Source organism: Acidobacteriota bacterium, assembly GCA_038040445.1.
GTDB classification, from domain to species: domain Bacteria; phylum Acidobacteriota; class Blastocatellia; order UBA7656; family UBA7656; genus Onstottus_A; species Onstottus_A frigus.
Genome location: JBBPIG010000002.1, coordinates 300,957 through 319,353 on the forward strand (window position 1 = coordinate 300,957; position 18,397 = coordinate 319,353).

At 55.6% G+C, this 18,397-nt stretch carries 22 protein-coding genes and 1 pseudogene; 2 read left to right on the plus strand and 21 right to left on the minus strand.

Annotated features, from left to right (window positions below; all coding sequences use genetic code 11):
• Positions 1–22: 22 nt before the first annotated feature.
• From AABO57_03445 to AABO57_03485, 9 genes are all read right to left on the minus strand, one after another.
• A complete protein-coding gene (locus AABO57_03445; GenBank protein MEK6284773.1) occupies positions 23–1,669 on the minus strand; it encodes an FAD-dependent oxidoreductase in 1,647 nt (548 codons plus the stop codon).
• A 203-nt stretch (positions 1,670–1,872) separates the two neighbouring features.
• Positions 1,873–2,559 (minus strand): hypothetical protein, encoded by a 687-nt coding sequence (locus AABO57_03450; protein ID MEK6284774.1) that lies wholly within the window; start codon positions 2,557–2,559, stop codon positions 1,873–1,875.
• A 33-nt stretch (positions 2,560–2,592) separates the two neighbouring features.
• Positions 2,593–3,297, minus strand: coding sequence for a hypothetical protein (locus tag AABO57_03455; GenBank protein MEK6284775.1), 705 nt, complete (start codon positions 3,295–3,297; stop codon positions 2,593–2,595).
• 58 nt (positions 3,298–3,355) lie between these two features.
• On the minus strand, positions 3,356–4,858 hold the full coding sequence (locus AABO57_03460) for a polyamine aminopropyltransferase (GenBank protein ID MEK6284776.1): 1,503 nt from the start codon (positions 4,856–4,858) through the stop codon (positions 3,356–3,358).
• 3 nt (positions 4,859–4,861) lie between these two features.
• The gene (locus AABO57_03465) at positions 4,862–5,140 is read right to left on the minus strand and encodes a DUF350 domain-containing protein (protein MEK6284777.1); all 279 of its coding nucleotides are present in this window, start codon (positions 5,138–5,140) and stop codon (positions 4,862–4,864) included.
• Positions 5,141–5,323, minus strand: coding sequence for a hypothetical protein (locus AABO57_03470; protein ID MEK6284778.1), 183 nt, complete (start codon positions 5,321–5,323; stop codon positions 5,141–5,143). It abuts the gene before it with no gap.
• Positions 5,324–5,381: 58 nt separating this feature from the next.
• On the minus strand, positions 5,382–5,771 hold the full coding sequence (locus AABO57_03475) for a four helix bundle protein (GenBank protein MEK6284779.1): 390 nt from the start codon (positions 5,769–5,771) through the stop codon (positions 5,382–5,384).
• Positions 5,772–5,873: 102 nt separating this feature from the next.
• Positions 5,874–7,868 carry a DUF4178 domain-containing protein gene (locus AABO57_03480; GenBank protein ID MEK6284780.1) on the minus strand — a complete coding sequence of 665 codons (1,995 nt, stop codon included), beginning with the start codon at positions 7,866–7,868 and terminating at the stop codon, positions 5,874–5,876.
• Positions 7,865–8,308, minus strand: a complete 444-nt coding sequence (locus tag AABO57_03485) for an S-adenosylmethionine decarboxylase (GenBank protein ID MEK6284781.1) — start codon at positions 8,306–8,308, stop codon at positions 7,865–7,867. Before AABO57_03485 ends, AABO57_03480 begins: the two co-directional genes overlap by 4 nt.
• A 351-nt stretch (positions 8,309–8,659) precedes the next feature.
• On the opposite strand from AABO57_03485, the gene AABO57_03490 reads away from it, so the two are divergent.
• Together AABO57_03490 and AABO57_03495 are read left to right on the plus strand one after the other, a co-directional pair.
• Positions 8,660–9,418 (plus strand): delta-60 repeat domain-containing protein, encoded by a 759-nt coding sequence (locus AABO57_03490; protein ID MEK6284782.1) that lies wholly within the window; start codon positions 8,660–8,662, stop codon positions 9,416–9,418.
• Positions 9,415–10,026: a delta-60 repeat domain-containing protein gene (locus AABO57_03495; protein MEK6284783.1), complete on the plus strand. Its 612-nt coding sequence runs from the start codon at positions 9,415–9,417 to the stop codon at positions 10,024–10,026. The genes AABO57_03490 and AABO57_03495 overlap by 4 nt, the downstream gene beginning before the upstream one ends.
• A gap of 176 nt (positions 10,027–10,202) precedes the next feature.
• Here AABO57_03495 and AABO57_03500 read toward each other — a convergent pair whose 3' ends face one another.
• The 12 genes and pseudogenes from AABO57_03500 to AABO57_03555 form a co-directional block, all read right to left on the minus strand.
• Positions 10,203–11,051, minus strand: coding sequence for a hypothetical protein (locus tag AABO57_03500; GenBank protein ID MEK6284784.1), 849 nt, complete (start codon positions 11,049–11,051; stop codon positions 10,203–10,205).
• Entirely contained in the window at positions 11,051–11,263 is a 213-nt protein-coding gene (locus AABO57_03505; GenBank protein MEK6284785.1) for a hypothetical protein, read from the minus strand. The genes AABO57_03500 and AABO57_03505 overlap by 1 nt, the downstream gene beginning before the upstream one ends.
• A 99-nt stretch (positions 11,264–11,362) precedes the next feature.
• On the minus strand, positions 11,363–11,842 hold the full coding sequence (locus AABO57_03510; protein ID MEK6284786.1) for a Rid family detoxifying hydrolase: 480 nt from the start codon (positions 11,840–11,842) through the stop codon (positions 11,363–11,365).
• Positions 11,843–12,001: 159 nt separating this feature from the next.
• A pseudogene (locus AABO57_03515) lies at positions 12,002–12,337 on the minus strand (GNAT family N-acetyltransferase).
• Between the two features lie 15 nt (positions 12,338–12,352).
• Positions 12,353–12,571 (minus strand): hypothetical protein, encoded by a 219-nt coding sequence (locus AABO57_03520; protein MEK6284787.1) that lies wholly within the window; start codon positions 12,569–12,571, stop codon positions 12,353–12,355.
• Positions 12,572–13,182: 611 nt separating this feature from the next.
• The gene (locus AABO57_03525) at positions 13,183–13,650 is read right to left on the minus strand and encodes a hypothetical protein (protein ID MEK6284788.1); all 468 of its coding nucleotides are present in this window, start codon (positions 13,648–13,650) and stop codon (positions 13,183–13,185) included.
• Positions 13,651–13,809: 159 nt separating this feature from the next.
• On the minus strand, positions 13,810–14,268 hold the full coding sequence (locus AABO57_03530; GenBank protein ID MEK6284789.1) for a hypothetical protein: 459 nt from the start codon (positions 14,266–14,268) through the stop codon (positions 13,810–13,812).
• 2 nt (positions 14,269–14,270) lie between these two features.
• Positions 14,271–14,834, minus strand: a complete 564-nt coding sequence (locus tag AABO57_03535) for a hypothetical protein (protein ID MEK6284790.1) — start codon at positions 14,832–14,834, stop codon at positions 14,271–14,273.
• Positions 14,835–14,923: 89 nt separating this feature from the next.
• On the minus strand, positions 14,924–15,430 hold the full coding sequence (locus AABO57_03540) for a DUF4145 domain-containing protein (protein MEK6284791.1): 507 nt from the start codon (positions 15,428–15,430) through the stop codon (positions 14,924–14,926).
• 237 nt (positions 15,431–15,667) lie between these two features.
• Positions 15,668–16,510: a DUF4145 domain-containing protein gene (locus tag AABO57_03545; protein MEK6284792.1), complete on the minus strand. Its 843-nt coding sequence runs from the start codon at positions 16,508–16,510 to the stop codon at positions 15,668–15,670.
• A gap of 255 nt (positions 16,511–16,765) precedes the next feature.
• The gene (locus tag AABO57_03550) at positions 16,766–17,410 is read right to left on the minus strand and encodes a DUF4145 domain-containing protein (protein ID MEK6284793.1); all 645 of its coding nucleotides are present in this window, start codon (positions 17,408–17,410) and stop codon (positions 16,766–16,768) included.
• A gap of 137 nt (positions 17,411–17,547) precedes the next feature.
• A complete protein-coding gene (locus AABO57_03555; GenBank protein MEK6284794.1) occupies positions 17,548–18,351 on the minus strand; it encodes an SDR family oxidoreductase in 804 nt (267 codons plus the stop codon).
• Between the last annotated feature and the right edge of the window lie 46 nt (positions 18,352–18,397).

Sequence of the window (18,397 nt, forward strand, 5' to 3'; positions counted from 1 at the left end):
CGAATGCCGCAGACTAGACAGTCTACGGTACAACTTCAGCCAGCACTTCTTCAGCAGTGCGAATGCCATGATAAAGCGCTTCCTCAAACAACGCCACTCCGCTCAGGTCCGTATGCGCGAAGTGAATTCCACGATACGGCTTCGAAGCGGCTCGCCGAGCTTCGCTCCACACGAAGCCAGGTCTCGGTCTTATCATCGCGTGCCCCCACCGCATCACATCCAGTCGCTCGGTCAATGAGCGAATCTCAGGGTGAGCGCGAGACAAATCAGTCAGCGCGATGTCCGCCCATTCATCCCGACCTGCGGCGAGCAGCTTTGATCGTGCCGCTCGTGGATCAGAATCGCAAAGCGGATAGTAGTAAGTAAACACCGTAGGGCCGCGATCCAGCCCGCGCTGATGCGTCGCTACAACGTAGCCGAGCGATGGACTCTCGTAAAGCACGTTGTCCCACGCCAGCGGGAAGCCGCGATCCTTCGGCCTGTCTTTCAAAAACAGATTCGCCACCATCCACGCGCCGTATTGAAACTCCGCGACATGAGCCGGTGGATTCTCTCGATAGGGCCGAATAACGTAGCTGCTCAAAAAGTGCGGCGCAGCGAAGATCACTTGATCGGCGTGAAACCCGGTGGCGTTCCGCCCTTCATGATCAACAGCAATCAAATCCACGCCGCTTCGCCCGTTCGGATCAGTCGGAATGATCTCTGCCCCCGCGAGCCCCAGTCTGACTTTCGATTTCACCTTGCCGTAAAGGTGAGACACCAGCCGGCCGTTTCCCTCCGGCCAGGTCATCAAGGGTCGCGCTTCGGCGCCGGGCTTGGTCACGCGCGAACAAAAGTAAAAGAGTCCCGCCCACGCGCTCGTTTGATCGATCGTCAATCCATAATCATCACGGCAGCCATAGTCAATCACCCAACGAAGTCGCGCTGAATGCCATCCACGGCGGTCGAGCCATTCGGACATCGTGAACTTGTCGAGCGCAGTGATTTCGGCGTCGTCAGTTCCGGTCGCAACAGGAATCGCAAACGCGCGCCGGCCTCGCGCGTCACGCCACCCGACCAATCGACTGACCTCGGCGTTGAAGGCCTCGAACTGCGCGAGGTCTTCCGCGCTCGCTCCCGCATGGAGGTAGAGACCTTCATACCAGCGGCCTCGATAGTGGACTCGCTCTTCGGGATCACGACATAGGAACTGCTCGGCAACGATAGGCTCGCCATCATTGTCACGGCCTTCCAGAATGCGCATCTCATCGAGCAGCGCGACCAGCGCGGTGTTCTCTTTCATTGGAGCCGGGAGATAATGCGCGCCCCAGGGATAAGCGATGAGCGGCGACGCTCCGCTGCGAGAGGTTCCTCCCGGCGCCTTCTCAAGCTCAATCAAAACAAAATCTTCGAAGCCGGCTTTAAGCAACTTCCACGCGGCCGAAAGCCCCGCGATGCCGCCTCCGACGATGACCAGGCGCGTGCGCTCCCATTGATCGCGCGAAGGCGTGATGCTGAGGCCGTCGCGAATGCGATGACCGATCACGTCGGACGCGCCGACGATTTCTCCCGGCGGCAATGGCGGCGCTTCATGCGAGCGACAAGCTGCGAGCGCGGCCGGCACACCCAAAAACGCCGCAAGCACCTCGCGTCTTGTGAAGCTATGGCCGCTTGATGAACCAGCACGCATCGAGTTGAAACAGTCCAAGGATTGTGAGAGTCAACCTAACTTTGCAAAAGGAGCGGGGCAAGCCACTCATGCAAAGCGGTGCGCTTCAGATTCTCGAAAATACCCCCAACTTCAGTTGGGGGAATTTCAAAACCCTGACGCGCACCTATCCCACCTGTGATCTTTGCACCACGCCGATAGCCTTGATTTGGTTCGTAGCGCTCTCACTTTAACGAGGGCCTGCGAAGAATCGAAACAACCTCTTTTCCCCCAACCAGCGTGTCGCCCACGGTGACACCGACGAACACGAATCCCTCGGCGCCGGCCTCGTTCAGTTCTTTTTGCATAGTCGAAGTTTTCTTCGTCGCAAGAAGCTTGTATTCCCACTGCCCCGGTTTAGCTTCTAAGTCACGTTCGAGGATTACGACGACTTCCTTGCCGCCAAACGTGGACGAGTAAACAGACTGGCCTTTGAACTCGAAACCGGCGTTGCCAGCCTGTTGTAATTCTTTCTGCATTGTAGAAGTCTTGCTGGTCGCAAGCAGCTTGTAGTCGTAGCGCTTCTTTGGCGCGGACGGGTCTCGCGACATGATGACTACGACTTCCGAACCGCCGAAGGACGTCTCGCCGCCCATTGTGCCTTCGAAGTGGAATCCCGTGTCGGCCGCCTCGTTCATCTCCTTCTGCATCGTCGATGTCTTGTTGGTCGCGAGAAGGCGAAACTCGCGCTGGTCCAACGGGCGGGCAGATGGCTGAGCATCTGCCGCTGCGGTTGGACTAGTCGAGACGAGTCCTGTTGTCGCTATGACATCAGGGCGCTCTCGCTCACCGCGTTTGCTGCTCGATGCGCCCGCCTGCCCAGAGGCAACTCCGGTCAAACACAAAACAACCATACAGATTCGTATTAACATCATCTCCTCCTTGATTTCCTTAGACGCCAGGTCTCAACCCGGGGGCTTCGTTGTAACGCTCGTAGTTCTGTTCCGAATCGAATCCGGAACCAGCCAGGACACTCTTGCTTCCCTGTTGTAGATACGAACGACAAGTTCGGCCTCCTTGACCGACGCTGAGAGTATCGGTTGGCCCTGGTCAGTCGCGAGCCGGAACACCATCCAGAAAACATCGTAGTTGTAATCTCGCTCGGCCACGCCAGCGAGCGCCTTTACCGCGCGCAGTTTTGGAGTATTGACTCCGCCCACCGGTTGGATATCGCCTTCTTTAAGATTTTTTGGCTGAAGAAACGCCTGCCATTCGAGCGGTATGACACCGGAACCTTCGTCAGGATCAATCTCCACCATGATTACGGTGTCGCCGGCCGCTTCAGCTTCGGCAACCAGCGCCTTCGTAGTGTCCTCGGAAAGCCGGCTTCGCATCTGTTCAAGCCGGGCAGAGGCTCTTATGACTTCAGGGGCCAGCCACGTCGCCCTCAACTTGTAGTTCGAAGCTCGCTCCGTATGGAGACCACGAAAGCTCCAGATGCTTCCGACCCGACCGCTCTTACGCATGCTTCTGCCGATTGTCTGAGTTTGCTGCGCGCTCCATCTCAGGTAGTCGTCGCCCTGGGCGGAAGCCTGACCCAATGCAAGTGCAGCGAGAGCTCCAACCCCAGACAGCACAACATTGAGTGTGAGTGTTCTTGATATTCGCATGACTAGTCCCCGTGAGTGAGAGACCTCTAATTACCTCTTAATATGTGATCAGATCTTATCACTCAAATCGCTTCCATTCCGATTCGTAGTAACGGACGAGCGTTTGATTGTCCAATCGGTTGATCTCGACCGGCACGGCGCTCAAATCCGAAGGCAAGACGAACAGCGCGGCAATCGCTTGATCGTCAAGGAAGCGCAAACCGGCCGGCGCGCGAGCCGGCGGATCGAACGGCGCCACGCGAGCGAGCGCGAACCCCCACACGCCAAATGAAGGCACCGCAGTTTGGTAAGGCCTTACCGCAAAGCCCGCCGCTTCGATCGTCTTCACTATGCACCAGTACGAACTCCTCGCGAACAGCGGCGAAGTGCATTGCACCGAGACGGCCGCATCAGGCGCCAGGCTCGCCTTCAGCAAGCGATAGAAGCGCGTCGTGTACAGCTTTCCCAACGCGAACGTGTTTGGGTCGGGGAAATCGATAATCGCCGCATCGTAGGGACCGCGCGCGGCATCGAGCCAGATCATCGCGTCTTCGTTGACCACCTGAAGCCGCGGGTCCGCAAAGGAATGCTCATTCAGTTCGGCGAGAGGAGAGAAAGCTTCGGACAGTTTCGTCATCGCCGGATCCAGATCAACCAGGGTGACCGATTCGACCGACGAGTGGCGCAAGATCTCCCTCAATGCGAGCCCGTCGCCTCCGCCGAGCACCAGCACATTGCGCGGTGAGCCCGCAAGCATCATAGCCGGATGAACCAGGGCTTCGTGATAGCGATACTCGTCGGCCGAGCTGAACTGCAGATGCCCGTTCAGGAAAAGTTGAAATCCGGCGCGGCCTCTGGTAACGACGATCCGCTGATACTGCGTAGTTCGCGTGTAGATGATCTCGTCGGCGAACAACTCGTCTTCTGAAAGCGTCGTCAGCGCGTTCGCTTTGATCAGGCCGATCACCAGCAGCGCGATGACGATGACGGCTCGCCCGCGAAGCCCCGACACTTCGCCTTTGATCAGCGGCCGCATGAACCACGTCGCCCACAAGCCCACCCCCGCGTTCAATAGTCCGAACACCAACGACGTTCGAACCAGCCCAAGCTTCGGCACTAAGAAGAGAGGAAACAAAAGCGAAGCGATCAACGCGCCTACATAGTCGAAGGTCAGCACGCGCGAGACCAGCTCTTTGAAATCGAGCACGTCTTTTAGTATTCGCATCAATAACGGCAGCTCGAGGCCGACCAGCACGCCTATGACGAACACCACGCCGTAGAGGACGACGTGAAAGTAGCTCAGCCGCCCGAAGCTCAAAAATAACAGCGGCGCTGACGCGCCTCCGAGCAGCGCCACCGCCAACTCGACCTCGATGAACTTGCGCGCGAGTCCGGTCTCAATGAACCGCGAGAGCCACGCGCCCACGCCGAGAGCGAAGAGGTATATTCCAATGATGAGCGAGAACTGAGTGACCGAGTCCCCGAGCACGTAGCTGGCGAGCGTTCCAGCGAGCAGTTCATACACCAGCCCGCAGGTCGCGATGATCAGCACGTTCAGAAACAATACAGGCGTGCGGTTCATCAACTACCCGTGGATCGCGGCCGAGACGATCAACGCGATGCCGATTATCACCGCTGCGATGACGATTCCAAGAGCGACGTTCTGATCTTCCTCCAGCTCCTTGCGAATCGAAAAAGGCGAGACCTTCACGATGATCCAGAATGCAATCGCGAACAGGAGCAGCCCGATCAGCGTGAACGCAAGCGTTTCCACGATCAGATCGACTATCTGGTTCATCGGCACTACCAGGGCGATAGTGGAAGTGAGTTTGGTGTCGAGCAACTTCAGCATGTGTGCGGGCATTTATTTTCCTCCTCGGTAGCCTGCGTGCCAGAAGTGAAACGAGCGGTAGCCGCCCGGCGATTGCCTAACGTCGGCGGGCACGCGCTGTCTTTCAGGGTCGCCGAATTCCTTTCCGGTGAACGCAACGAATCCATAACCGGCTATGATGATGGCTCCAATGATCAGATAGAGTTTGGTTAGCATAAGGCCTCCATGGTTCCGGGTTCAGGGTTCCGGGTTCCGGGTTCCGGGTTGGTGAAGTCTACTTATACTTCGCTCCCTTCATATCCGATTGGCGAAGGTAGCCCATCAGGCCACCAAGAAGCCGCTTTGTGGAACCGGTAAGTCTCTTAAGAGAGACGAAGTCCTCCTCACTGATGTAAGCCTGATCGAGCGCCACGTAGAGTTGCGCCTCAAGCTCCCCTGCAGATCCCTTAGCAATTGCAAGAAACTGCATGAACTCCTTTGTACCGCCGCGCTCAAACCCCTCGGCGATGTTTGACATCACAGAAACAGTCGCGCGCCGAATCTGATCTCGGAGCCCGAAGTCCCTTGAGAACGGACCAACCTTCGAATGCCGATACACTTCGCGCGTCACCTCACGGGCCTTTTTCCAGGCTTCAATGTCTTCAAACTTCTTAAACGTTGCCATCGTGATTCTCCTTCCTCTTGAATGTACCCAGGAATTCGAACAACTTAGTACCAGGCCCGGAACCCTGAACTCTGAACCCTGAACTCTGAACCCCGAACTGTCTTAACTCCCAAACGGACTGTAATCGCTATCCGCCCAGCGGCGCTTCTCGAAGCTGAAATGATAAACCATCATCATCAACGGGAGGAGCGAAACGAACAGCATCACCAAGAACAAATGCAGAGCCCGAGGGACGCCCTGATCGATGCGGACGCTGACCGTCGCCGGCTGCTGCCACTTCTCCCACTGCGCCTCGAGCCGCAGCATGTACTGGCCTGCAGGCATTGCAGAAAGGTGAATGGTTGGAGATTGACTCCCTTCGCTCCACGATTCGCCGCTATCGACACCGTGATAATACTCGACCGGCATCGAGAAAGATTGAACCTCCCCTGTTGCGTCGTCTATCAAATCTCCTTCGACGTACAGCCATGAGTTGTCGACGTTGGCCCGCGCAGTCACCCTGAGGTTCTGCCGGCCTTTCAACTGAAACGGCTCGCTGAAGATCACCTGCGTGCCCTCGGCGTTAGCGACCGGCTGCAGCGCAAACGTCTGATCGAAGACCTTCGTGCGAGAGCCAGTCGCAATTATCACCAAGCCCAGCAGGAAGGTCGCCGCCAACATCAGGATCCAGTACTTGTAGACCTTCTTGTGAAGAAACAGTTGATTGGGCGCGATCTTCGATGTGCGTGGAAGGTCGGTCATGCCAAAAGACTTCTCGACATCCTCGCGTTTCACGTAAGTCCCGAGCGACCAGTTGATCTCGCCCGTCTGCGCCGAGCTCACCTTCTTGCTCTTCTTCTTCGACGTGGGCTCGGTGTCTTCTTCCACTCCGAGCTGAACCAGCGAAGCCTCCATCGACAGCATTCGAGGCGGATGAACGTAGTCGACAGCACGCGTCTGCTCGCCCACGGCAACCTTCCAATAGAACTCGCCGATGACGTACTCAACACGCGCGATCGCGTCTTGATAGATCTTGTAGCGCTCGCCCTGAAACTGAACCGTGTCGCCCTTGCCTCCGAACGAACCGGTTTTGTGAAAAACGTCGCCGGGCGGGACCGCTTGCACGTAGCTCCAGTTGTCATCGCTTCGCACCAGCCAGCGGAATCCGATCTGCGGGTTGTAGAGCAGAAATTCTTCCCAGTAATAGCGCACGCCTTCGAACTCGACGCTGCGGACCATGAACCCGATGACCATTTGCTTGACGCCTTCGAACTCGCCGACAGAGCCGATGGGAATGATCGGCGGAGTCTTCGGCGGCTGAAGCGCCTGCATGAACTCGAGCCGCCCGTGACTCACATCGAGCAGCGCGCCGCAGTTCGGACACGTCACTCGAAGAGTCTGATCCGGCGCGCGCAGCTCGAGCGGCCCTCCGCATTGCGTGCAGTTAAGCTGAGTCGCTGCGACTCGACGCGCTTCTCGCTCAGGCGAAGCCGTGCCGGCTAAGCCTAGTTCCGCGAGCGTCGCTACGCGTCCGACAAACACGAGCGGCGGGGCCTCACTGTAATCGAGCGTCGCAAAGATACCGTTCGGTCCAGACAGATCGGCGAACTCGTACTCTTCGCCCGGCACAAGCCGGTAAGGTATTTCGCCTTTCGCGCCAAGCTGAGTCGCAACGCTCTTCTCGGCCACGGTCAACGGCACCGAGGTTCCCAAAGCAGCCACCGGCCCGCCGAGTTGGATCATTTCGAAAGGCGGGATCAAGCTTTGCTCTGGGATGGACTGCTGAAAAGTCAGGTAGAATCGGCCCTGCGCTTCTGCTATCCAGCCCCAGCGGCCGTCTTGAAACGCGGCATACCACTCGTCCCACATTCCGCCCGCTTCGTGGCCGAGTTGAGCGCGTCCTGTTAACTCGAAGGGAACGCCTTGATACACGCCGCGTAAACCAACATCGAGCGGCGAGCCGGTTTCAACGAGGTCCGCGACTTTGCCCAGATCTTCAAGCTTGCGATCGCCGCGCGCGACTACTGAATGACAGAACTCGCACACGACGACGATGGACGAGCCCATCTTGAAAGCGATTGGCGCGCCGCATGCTGGACAGGAGACTTCAACACTCACCGGCGACTCACCTCACGCGCTGAAGTCAATTCCGAAACCTGCGCCTCGAATGAAGGGCGGCCGCTTGCTTCGAGTGAATCGTGGTCGGCAGCCGCTTGCGAGCCGCGAGCAGCCGTTCGCACGGTCACTCGACTCGCGTTAAGCATCGCGCGCAAGCGCTCTTCCCAGGCGAAGGGCGGACGCGGACGGCAACAATAGAGATTGAACGTCGCTAGTCCCGTCTCAGGAAACGTATGGCAAGCGAGGTGAGATTCAGTGAGCAAGTACAACCCGGTTACACCGCCTGGCTGCGGGAACTGGTGCCACATCGGATCGCCGACAACGCGCAGACCGAGATCCGCGATGACCTCTTCGCAAACACTGCGAACCGTGTCGATGTCGCGAAGAGCTTCTGCCGAACAACCCTCCGCGTCAACCAGCCACTCAGTGCCAACATTCATGATGATTGCTCTAGAAGATTCCCTTGAGTTCGCCGCTGAACCGAGAAAGAAACGTGGCGATTCTGACGACGAACGGTGACAGGTTACAGGGAGAGATTGCGGCGTGCAAGGCTGGTGCGTGTTGCCACGTGAGAGCTGCTGCATAGAGCGAAGGGGCTTGCTTAGTAATCGGGGTGTATGTAGGATTTGACTCGCAAGCACCTCGAAGGCACGGATCCTCACCACGCGATATCGGAATTATCCTTGGCCTCAAGACTCTCGAGTTGAGACCTTAGCGAGTGATGCTGCCTCATGGCACCTGGTTCAGTAGGCCGGGTAATGCCGCCAGCATCGACCAGAAAAGGACTCTATATGACTAACAGGATTCCACCGGTTTTAGGCAATGCCCGTAAGTATGGCTCAGTAGTCCGCAATTACTTGGCAGCCGGTCTAATAGGTTTGCTTTTGGTATCGACAATGATGCGGACGGTTGAGGCGGCGGACGGCGACCTCGATACAACTTTTGGTTCGGGCGGGATAGTAAGGTCGAACTTCTTTTTTAACGCGATAGCAATCCAAAGCGATGGCCGGATGATCGCTGCCGGAGGTATCTCCACTCTTACGAATGCCGGTTTTGAATTTGATTTTGCATTGGCTCGTTACAACATCAATGGGAGTCTTGATCCGACCTTCGGCTCGGGCGGCAAAGTTACGACTCATTTCCCCACTGTGGAGTCTGTGAGAGCACTCGCCATCCAGGGTGATGGCAAGATCATTGCCTCAGGGGTTCTCGGCAATCTAGCAAGATACACTAGCGACGGAAGCCTCGACGCAACCTTTGGCGCAGGCGGTAAGGTTAAGGCCGAAATCGACGTTTTCTCAGTGGCCCTCCAAAGCAACGGCCAAATCGTTGTTGCAGGCGACGTTCTCATGAATCCCAGTGATACTGACTTCGCGCTAGCCCGATACAATGCTGATGGAAGCCCGGACCTCACGTTTGGGCCAGGTGGCAAGGTAGTCACTGCGTTTTCCAGCAGCTATGATTTCGCGCTTGATGTCTTGATTCAAAATGACGGCAAAATCGTCGCTGTTGGATACTCCAACAATGCAGGTTCCTTTGCGGTTACGTGACAACCGATTTTTTCAATGGCGACGATCTTGGGACTGACGTTGCCCTCCAGGCCGACGGCAAGATCATCGTTGTAGGACAGATTAAAACCTCTAGCAGATTTGATGAGGTATATCATTTCGGACTGGCCCGATACACCAGCGCGGGTAGCCTTGACGCGACCTTTGGCTCCGGCGGTAAAGTCATCACCATTGTCTCTAACGATGGCGACCGAGCGACTGGCGTAGCGATCCAGAGTGACGGCAGAATTGTTGTTGCAGGCCAGGCCAGCAACTCAGATTTCCCGGGCGTGCTAGCTCGATACAACAACGTAGTTTTCGACACCTGCATCCGGGATGACAGCAATGGGAGTATCCTGACGCTAAACTCAATTACAGGGGACTACCTGTTCACAACTTGCAGTGGTCTTACTATTGGAGGGACAGGAACACTAATCAAGAAGGGCGGTATCATTACTCTGCAGCACTACGGCCCTGACCGCAGGGTAATCGTCAAGATCGATATGAGCGCAAACAAAGGCAATGCGTCAATTCAGATCTTTTCGCAAGGGATGACTTTCACCATTATGGACCGAAACACTGCCAACAGTTTCTGTGTATGTACGTCGTAAGCCTAGTATTTGACCTAAAGCAGACACGCGAGCCCGCGACGCTAGTTTTGGCCGGTTGGGCGGGATGCGAGCCTTTCAGTCCTGGCGATAACCGCCACAAGCCTTCCGACGAGGGCGTTAAGACGAGTAGTTAAGGCTAAACCCAACCGCCAACCCGAAGCGTGATCGCGATCAGTCTACCTACCAAGCCGCTTCGACGGATACCCGATGTGAATGTGCGCTCCCGTAGCCGAACCCGAAACAGCATGCCTAAATGCGATGAACGGAATGCCTGCGCTGCGCAAGTAAGCCATCAACGCCTGGCCTTCCGCGCTGTCGGGGCTCACGGCTACGTCTATCGAGTTGTGGTGATCGAAGCCCAGGTGGTCGTGAACCGCTGTTTGTCCGAACGCGCTTATGGGTAGCGCATGATTGAATCTCAACGCGAAGAAGCCTTGAACCTTCGCGGCGTCGGTCAGCACCCAGTGCGCCGGCCCGTTGTACCGAATCAGCGCGGCGGTTGTTTGATAAGCTCCAAGACGCGACGGCCCAAGCTTCGCCAATTGCTCTTCTGCTTTCGCTTCCGCAATCAAGTTGTCAGCATCAGTCATCTGCTTCTTGGTGTCGGCAACCTTCGTTTGCGCGACTGCCAGCGCTTGTTCGCTCTCATCAACTTCCTTTTTTGAAATGATGCTCTCGACAAGCAAGGCCTTCCTCTTTTCAAGCGTCTCGGCAAGGGCCTTCACGTCGTTCTCTTGAAACACCAGCAGCTTTCCGAGACTCGCCTTGTAATCGTTAGCGGCGGCGATGACTTCGGCCTTCGCCTTTGCCACTCGTTGGGCGAGGCTCGGTTCGGACTTGCGGGGCGCTTTCTTCTTGCCCTGCGCTAGCGAAGTCCCCATGGTTGCGATTAACACCAGTATCAGAACGATGCCGCAAACCCCAACGCTGAGCCGCCGGTGTACTCGCAAAACACGCGCGCGATCCATACACCGCAGTACGTTTAGCTTTAAGTTTATTTGGGCTTCTTTCGTTCCGCAGTGCATCAAATCTTCCTTCGATCGTAGCGCTCTGCAAGCCGCCAGCGTTGAACCATCACCACCTGACCGTCAGGCTTGAGCCGCACGCTGATTTCATCTCTGCGATTCGGCCTTCCGCCTTCGCCGCGCGCGAGCACATCTACAACTTCTCCGTAGCGAATCACGCTGGTGAAGGTCCGAAACCCCACGATGTCGCCAACTCGCACCGTCTTAATCATAACACTCCGAGGCCGGTCGCGCGCAAAGACGCCAAGCCGCAAAGAGCGCAAAGCTTCTTCGCGCCTTAGCGTCTTGGCGTCTTTGCGTTAACGTGCCCTTCACGCCTTCACTGCGATGCACTCGACTTCAATCCCCATCCCTAGGAGCAACTGACTGCCGACAGTCGCCCGCGCGGGATAGGCTTCGGTGAAATAGCGTTTGTACGCCTCGTTCATCTTGCCGAAGTTCGCAAGGTCTGCGAGATAGACGTTCACCTTGACCACGTCGGCGAGCGTGGCGCCAGCCCCTTCGACTATGGCTTTGATGTTCTCAAGGACCTGGATCGCCTGCTCATCAAAAGTCGCGGCCATCTTTCCGGTCTTCGGATCGAACGGTCCCTGCCCGGCGACGTAGATCGTGTTGCCGGCGACGATCGCCTGACTATACGGGCCTACCGGCTTCGGAGCGCGATCAGTGGATACTTTCTTCTTCCCGGCTTTGGCCTGAGTCGAGTTCGTTGTGGCAAGCGCGCTGCCTGCGGTCCCAGCCGCGGCAAGCGCCGTCGCGCCACTGGTCTTGATGAATTTTCTTCGCGTCATTTCTATCGCTCCTGTTATGCGCCTGCGAGGCGCGGTGGTATTCGATTCAGCGTGAAACCAAGCTTAACGCAAAGACGCAAGGCCGCGAAGAGCGCAAAGTCTCTTCGTTCTTTGCGTCTTTGCGCCCTTGCGTCCTTGCGTTAAGTTCCCGTTCACCTGTCAGACGGATTCTTCGGGCTTCCCGACACGCTTTGCCATCCAGATGTCCGGTTTGCCAAAGCCACTCGCGTCTGGAATGAGGCCGACAATTTCAAAACCAACTTTTTGATAGAACTCAAAGGGATGCTGACGCAGATTCTGTATCACTCGAAGCTTGCCCAAGACGTCCGGGTAGAGTTCAATCCCACCCACGGAGGTCCGAGAGTTCTCATCGTCGGTGCCTAGCATAATTGTCGTACCCCCCCGCTGAGCAACTTGTTGTTCAAGATCCAACACCAGCGCGCGACCCACTCCTTGCCTCTGCCAATCCCGGCGGACGACCAACGGATGAAGCTCCCAAACGTGTCCGGTCTACTCTTCAATCCCGCCGATCCAGCCTTGTACGTTGCCCCCTTCGTCAACGGCAATCCTGGTGATGCGCCCCGGTTGAAAAGACTCTCTCACTTCCGCTAGAGCGTCGTCGAGATTCGTCCAGGCCTCCGAACCAGTATCACGAAAGCCATCCACGAGAAGCCTCGCAGCTTGCTCGACCGCTCGGGTGTTATCAGCAGTGAGATCGATGATTCTCATACAACCTTCCGGCGCTCTCACAACGTCTTCAGCGACGCGATCAGCGCCTTACGATCTTCCGCCGAAAGATCCAGCCCGAACTCTTGCCCCTTCACCGCACGCGTCTTCACTTCAGAGCCCTTGAATCCTGTCGGCACATAGTCGTCTCGCAAGCGTCGGCGGTCAAACCAATCCTCAAGAGTAGCAACGGAGCCGCTGTGCTCGAAGGGCCCTCTATACCACACACCCTTCAGCGAAGGTACTTTGCACCGGATACGACGGGCTCGAACGATGACGCGCTAACACTCCCGGCGGAATCGCCTCATGCGGCGAGGCAAGGTCTTCAACTGACATCTTGTCGAACTTGTTCTCCGGTTTGGAGTCACCGCCGGGCACGGTAAAGAGTAAACGTTCGAGGGTCCGTGGGGCGTCAACTTTGTCGGCTGCTGATCGGAAGTCATAGGCCAATGCGCGGTCGAACGGGGAATTGCCCTGCGCGCCTTTGGGGATTCTTCCGTACGGCATGACCCGTGTGTGGCACATCGCGCAAGAGAGAATTCCAATCTCGACCTCTCCTTTTTCCGAGATAACGTAGCGGTAAAACGGTAACGTGCCGTCCTTAGCAACGTGCGCTATTGTTGTTGAGTACCATTTCGCCTCTTCAGGTAAAGCTCACTACTCGGCCCTAGGGCGCCCAACTTGCCGGTGCCTATGGGCGCGTCGAATACAAGTTCGCCCGCCTTTATCCAATCTTGCTCTGTCCTGAGTTTTGAAGCATCGAAGATGATTTCTGGTTCCAGCTTGCCAAGCCCTTCGATGTATTCCGGCGGCTCTTTATCCGGGGCGTACACCGGATAGCTCTTGTAGATTGGCCGAACAGGGATGCGGTAGTAGTAATCAGCGGGAATATGCTTCGGTGAGCTAGCAGGATCGGAAAGGGGTATTTCTAACGCGGCGATCTCGGTGTCCACCCAGGTCTTTGGTATCTCAGGCTTCCAGTTGTTAGGAGTCCTCTGCGCATCACCTCTACGGGCGAAGACAACGCACCCCAACACGAGCAAGAGAGCAAGGAAGTACCGCTTAAGGTTTCTGTGATTCATCAGAGCCCCCGTCGCAACTGTCGGTAGTTATCCACCATTCCTATCGTTCGAAGCAGCAGCTTCTGCTGCAGTCTAAGGGTGCGTACCTCGCGACGAGTAGTTTGCGGTTGTGGAGCATAGGGCCAGTTGGAAGGTCGCTCGCCACCTAGATGAACCCTGTCACCGTTCCACTTCATCACCCTCTTTCGTTCTCGCCAAGGCGGCTTGCTTCAACGCGGCCAAAAGTTGCTTGATCATGTCCTGATCGAGGAGCGCTGCTTTGTCGAAGTGATAGTGGGCAGTCCACCGTTCACCCGTTTTCTCGGCGATTTCATCTCGGGGCACAACCGAGAGGAAGAGGGTCGGGACATCAGCATTTTTCGGCCCGAGTTCTTTGTTTTGAAGTTTCTCAGCGAGTTCGAGGCCACCAAGACCGCCAGATCTCCAAGAAGCTGGATCGTCAAAGACCAGATCAAGCAGTACAACATCGAAAGGCTCCGACCTCAGCAGGTGCTCAGCGGTGGAGATGTCTGCAGCCGCGGACACCAGCCACCCTTCTCTCTCAAAGAAGAGTCCCAACGGACGAAGCAGAGACGTCGCATCGTCGTCAACCCAAAGGAGGCGGAGGTTCTTGGTCATGATCAACCCAGTCGTGGTAGAGCCAGTGAAGAAAACTCGTTTAGAGCAGAAAGCAACAGTTCGTGCTGGCTCTGGCTAATTACCGACAATGCCCTATCTATCTCGGTGGCCTCGCGGTCACCGATCTCCAGCCACTGGCCGTCCCATACGCCAGTCATGTCCAAAAAGAGGGAGATCTCGATCGCTTTTTCCTTCGCAACCTGAAAGCGACGACGCTCGTCGTTATCAAACACGCTGTGATGCTCACGGTATGCCGTGATAACCGCGTCTTGGGCGTGTTGCACGCGCTCGCGTCGTTCAGCGGCAAGCAATGACTTCGGCGCAGATCTGATCAAGAGCAGCATCTCGTCTTGGAAGCTCTGAATCGCTTTGGAACTTTCGCGAATAGCCTTCTGCTTCTCGCGCCACTGCTCGATCGCAATATCCCAGGCCCGACCGTCTCGCGTAAGACTCTTCTGCTGACGACTATACGAACGCGACTGGAGAAACTGAAGGATGCCAGTAGTAATCGCGACGAGCAGGGCCGACCCGGACGTTACTAGCGCAATGAGAATCTGAGTATCCATGCCTTCGATTTCTCGGCTCACGATCGCCGAAGGTGTTCTAGCTGACGATCGTGCGGCGCGTCTTTCCTCGCTAAATGTGTATTGAAGAGTTATAACGCTGTTTGCGGGCTGGCGCTGGGCAACGGCACGATCGCCGGGAACTCATAGACGAATTTGAGCAACATCTCTGTAAATACTAATATCTCCTTTGCATCCGTCTCCTCCATTAGGACTATCTCGTGAGTTGCCTCGTTTCCCTTTCTGCGGATGTGATCGACCCAGTGTCGGCCATTCGGCGGGATATACCCATTCGCGGCGAGAAAGTCCACATACTCGATGAACCTCAAACCTTCTTGCGCCCCTTGTGCAACTGCAATGTTCATCAGCAGTTTTCTACAGAGCAATACGGCTCCAGTGTAGCAGGTTACTCCAACACAACGTCTCGCTTCTTCGTAGACGGCTTCAACAGTTTCAGGTAGATGTTGTACTGGTGTGCCAAAGGCCGGTGAAGGAAGAACCGAGCCTGTCGGAGCAAAGAACGCCGGTCCGCGGCAGTTCGGACAGATGTAGACTCCTCCGGTCTGTGCGCCACTCGCGTCCTGGTGCTGACCAATCATGTAACCCCGATCCGATGAGACTGTGCGCGAGCAATAGCCGCAGATCCAGCTTTTGTTCTCAATATACTGAAGACTTTTATAGTTTGCAGAGCGCCCATCAATGAACGGTTCCATAAATGCTCCCCTGTTACACGGCTCGATAGCCGCCTTGATCTCGACGACAGGCTGTCAGCTCACGGCCTGAGCAACCCGAGGTATCACGCGAACTGCGCTTCGCGACCTCCGTTGCATGCGCTTTCAGACCTCTTCGGCTGAGTCTAGCTTCTTCATTTCTACAATAAATTCTGCATATTCATCATAGCCCTCAAGATATTCATCGAGTTCCTCTTGATCAAAAATGTAAGTGTTCTTAACAGGACTGTCCACCAAGGGTACAATCGCGATCACTTTATAGCGCGAATTCCAGAATTGATCTAAAGTAGCTTTATCAATCGTGGTTGACTCGAAGGGCTTCAATAAGTACTCAGTCATGTAAAAGGAGAGTTGATAGAGTAAGGAGGAACCACTCGCGACAACAGATTCTGCATCTTCCCTCTGTATATCTTCTCCGTGAATAGCTCTGTTGCAGATTGAAATAACTTCGCGCGTTGAACGCGCAATCTCTGGTGGCAATATCTCTGTGTTAGAGAGTATATGCACGAGCTGGCCTGCGGTCTTAGAGCGGCGATCCCGATTATCTTTATGCGTTATCCGGTAGAGCTTGTTGAGGGCTTTCTCCAACTCGATCCTAAGCTTCGCCAGGGCAAGAATTGGATCAGTATCAGCCAATGCCTTAATGCTTTTGGTGGTATTTTCGGCTTCTAGGACCTGCCTAGGAGCGTCGCTCTCAGACTCAGTGATCTGTGCAGAAACTTCCTCCCTTATTCTCTTTACTTCCTTCGGATCAATCTCCGCCTCGAAATCACCTATCTTGATCTTTGTGATAGCCGAAATGAAAGGGCTAAGAAGGATGACGAGTAGGAGAATTATGGAAGTGTTATCTATCTTGATCGGCTGAAATGACAGGGTGTGTGCTATTAACATAGAAAGCGCGAGCAACAATGTAATCCACCATAGATGAGATACCAGGAATCTTTTCATAGCGCTAATTCACCTCTGGAGGTCCAACTTTGAATGGTCCCCGTAGTCATACCACGGCGATTGGGCCGTGTAATCAAGATCGGATCAGACTCCGTTAAGGTCGCAGAACCATACGGCGACTAGGGAGCATGAGCAAGAATGACGAAGCAGCCCGACGTGTGATATATACACCACTTACTCCGAGCCGACCCGGATTATACGGCAACGTGCCGGATGTGCAACGCGAGCGATGTTTAGGCTGCCACATATCAGACTCTATTTTAAAGGGGGCTTGCTCGCATCCGTAAGTTTCTGATTAAGCGCATCGCGCTTCTTCTGAAGTATTGCTGGCTGCACAAAATAAAAATCAAATAGCGCTTCGAGGGTATCGAGCAGCCACTCTGCTTCTTGTGGTTCAACCTCAATCACCGCGCCGGTATTAGTGCTCTTAATCGGATGAGCCGCAAAGTTTCCTACTACCCTTACTGCATCAACCGCGTCCGACAACTGCGAGGGTAGTTGTCTCGAGTCTATGACCTGCTGAATCTCATCGCTTAGATTTCCGTGCTTTATACCAGCCTTGTCTCGAAGAATCATCTGAAGACAACGGCGGCTCAATGCTGCACTTGCCTTCTCACTATCAGGCATAACCAGACAGGCTTCTGTGTAGTCCGACGAGAGAGGCTCGGGCACCTCTGGCGCGACGGGTGAACGAGTTGAGGCCTTGGGATAAATCCTAATTTGTAAAGTCCGTACATTATGACCAGCTTGTAGAGTGTATACAACAAGTTCTATAGTCAATTCGCGGCAGGAAGGGCAGAGCGTATGGCGTACATTCCAGTTACGTTTACCGTCCTGTTGAAGGTGGGGTTCAGCCCAGATGTCGTGAAATGCGACCGTACAGTGGGGGCATCTTAGCATAATAGTTCTCGTGATCCCTCGTAGTTTGTGAACTGACTAAAGCGAAGTAACCAAATCTCACGTGAGCGGGTCTGTAATATATCGCTTACTACGAGCCGACACGGATTATACTGCAACTCACCGGTTTTGCAACGGGACTATCCCAATTGTATTTCAGTAGGGACCTCCGGATTCATCAACGACGCGCCGCCGTCCGCATATATCACCTGTCCCGTTATCCAGCTAGCTTGAGCCGAACAAAACAGCGACACAACGTTGCCGATATCTTCCGGCGTTCCGAGGCGCCCCATCGGAGTCCACCCGCGTTGGTGCCAATTGCGAAGAAGTTCTTGCGCTTCCTCGGGCAGCGTGTTCAATACGCTGTCCTCGGTCCATCCGGGGCTGATCGCATTCACCGTGATGCCGCGTTTGGCGAGGGCTACCGCGAAATAACGAACGAGTGACTCGAGCGCTGCCTTCGCTGAGCCCATGCCAACCCAGGGTTGCAACCCGCCAGTGCGGCTCCCTTCGGCGTAGGTGATTGCGAAGATTCTTCCGCCGTCGCCCATCAGTGGAATCGCCTCTCGAACCGCAACGAGGAACGCCTTCGCCTGTGAATCAAACGCTGCGTCCCACTGTTCCAGCGTGATGTCCAACGGGCCTTGGAAGAACGCCGGTATCTCGGGGCGTGCGTTGCTCACGAAGATGTCAATCTTCCCAAAGGCCTCTTTCACCTTCCGGACCATACTGGTGATCTCTTCCGGATGCATAACATCAGCCTGCACCACCACACCATCCGATCCGCGCGTGCGGACTTCGGCGAGCGTGTCTCTTGCGGCAGCCTCGTTTTGGTAATAGTGGACGGCTACTTTGACGCCGCTCTCCGCCAGTTTCAGGGCGATTCCCCTGCCAATGCCACGGGAGCCGCCGGTGATCAGCGCGTGCTTTCCGTTTAGCGACATGTCGACCTCCTTGAATGCGCCGTCGAAGTTTGAAAGGCATCTCCAA

Coding starts and splice junctions, on each gene's coding strand:
- AABO57_03445 (MEK6284773.1), bottom strand. CDS start 1,669: ATGCGTGCTGGTTCATCAAGCGGCCATAGCTTCACAAGACGCGAGGTG.
- AABO57_03450 (MEK6284774.1), bottom strand. CDS start 2,559: ATGTTAATACGAATCTGTATGGTTGTTTTGTGTTTGACCGGAGTTGCC.
- AABO57_03455 (MEK6284775.1), bottom strand. CDS start 3,297: ATGCGAATATCAAGAACACTCACACTCAATGTTGTGCTGTCTGGGGTT.
- AABO57_03460 (MEK6284776.1), bottom strand. CDS start 4,858: ATGAACCGCACGCCTGTATTGTTTCTGAACGTGCTGATCATCGCGACC.
- AABO57_03465 (MEK6284777.1), bottom strand. CDS start 5,140: ATGCCCGCACACATGCTGAAGTTGCTCGACACCAAACTCACTTCCACT.
- AABO57_03470 (MEK6284778.1), bottom strand. CDS start 5,323: ATGCTAACCAAACTCTATCTGATCATTGGAGCCATCATCATAGCCGGT.
- AABO57_03475 (MEK6284779.1), bottom strand. CDS start 5,771: ATGGCAACGTTTAAGAAGTTTGAAGACATTGAAGCCTGGAAAAAGGCC.
- AABO57_03485 (MEK6284781.1), bottom strand. CDS start 8,308: ATGAATGTTGGCACTGAGTGGCTGGTTGACGCGGAGGGTTGTTCGGCA.
- AABO57_03490 (MEK6284782.1), top strand. CDS start 8,660: ATGACTAACAGGATTCCACCGGTTTTAGGCAATGCCCGTAAGTATGGC.
- AABO57_03500 (MEK6284784.1), bottom strand. CDS start 11,051: ATGCACTGCGGAACGAAAGAAGCCCAAATAAACTTAAAGCTAAACGTA.
- AABO57_03505 (MEK6284785.1), bottom strand. CDS start 11,263: ATGATTAAGACGGTGCGAGTTGGCGACATCGTGGGGTTTCGGACCTTC.
- AABO57_03510 (MEK6284786.1), bottom strand. CDS start 11,842: ATGACGCGAAGAAAATTCATCAAGACCAGTGGCGCGACGGCGCTTGCC.
- AABO57_03520 (MEK6284787.1), bottom strand. CDS start 12,571: ATGAGAATCATCGATCTCACTGCTGATAACACCCGAGCGGTCGAGCAA.
- AABO57_03525 (MEK6284788.1), bottom strand. CDS start 13,650: ATGAATCACAGAAACCTTAAGCGGTACTTCCTTGCTCTCTTGCTCGTG.
- AABO57_03530 (MEK6284789.1), bottom strand. CDS start 14,268: ATGACCAAGAACCTCCGCCTCCTTTGGGTTGACGACGATGCGACGTCT.
- AABO57_03535 (MEK6284790.1), bottom strand. CDS start 14,834: ATGGATACTCAGATTCTCATTGCGCTAGTAACGTCCGGGTCGGCCCTG.
- AABO57_03540 (MEK6284791.1), bottom strand. CDS start 15,430: ATGATTGGTCAGCACCAGGACGCGAGTGGCGCACAGACCGGAGGAGTC.
- AABO57_03545 (MEK6284792.1), bottom strand. CDS start 16,510: ATGAAAAGATTCCTGGTATCTCATCTATGGTGGATTACATTGTTGCTC.
- AABO57_03550 (MEK6284793.1), bottom strand. CDS start 17,410: ATGCTAAGATGCCCCCACTGTACGGTCGCATTTCACGACATCTGGGCT.
- AABO57_03555 (MEK6284794.1), bottom strand. CDS start 18,351: ATGTCGCTAAACGGAAAGCACGCGCTGATCACCGGCGGCTCCCGTGGC.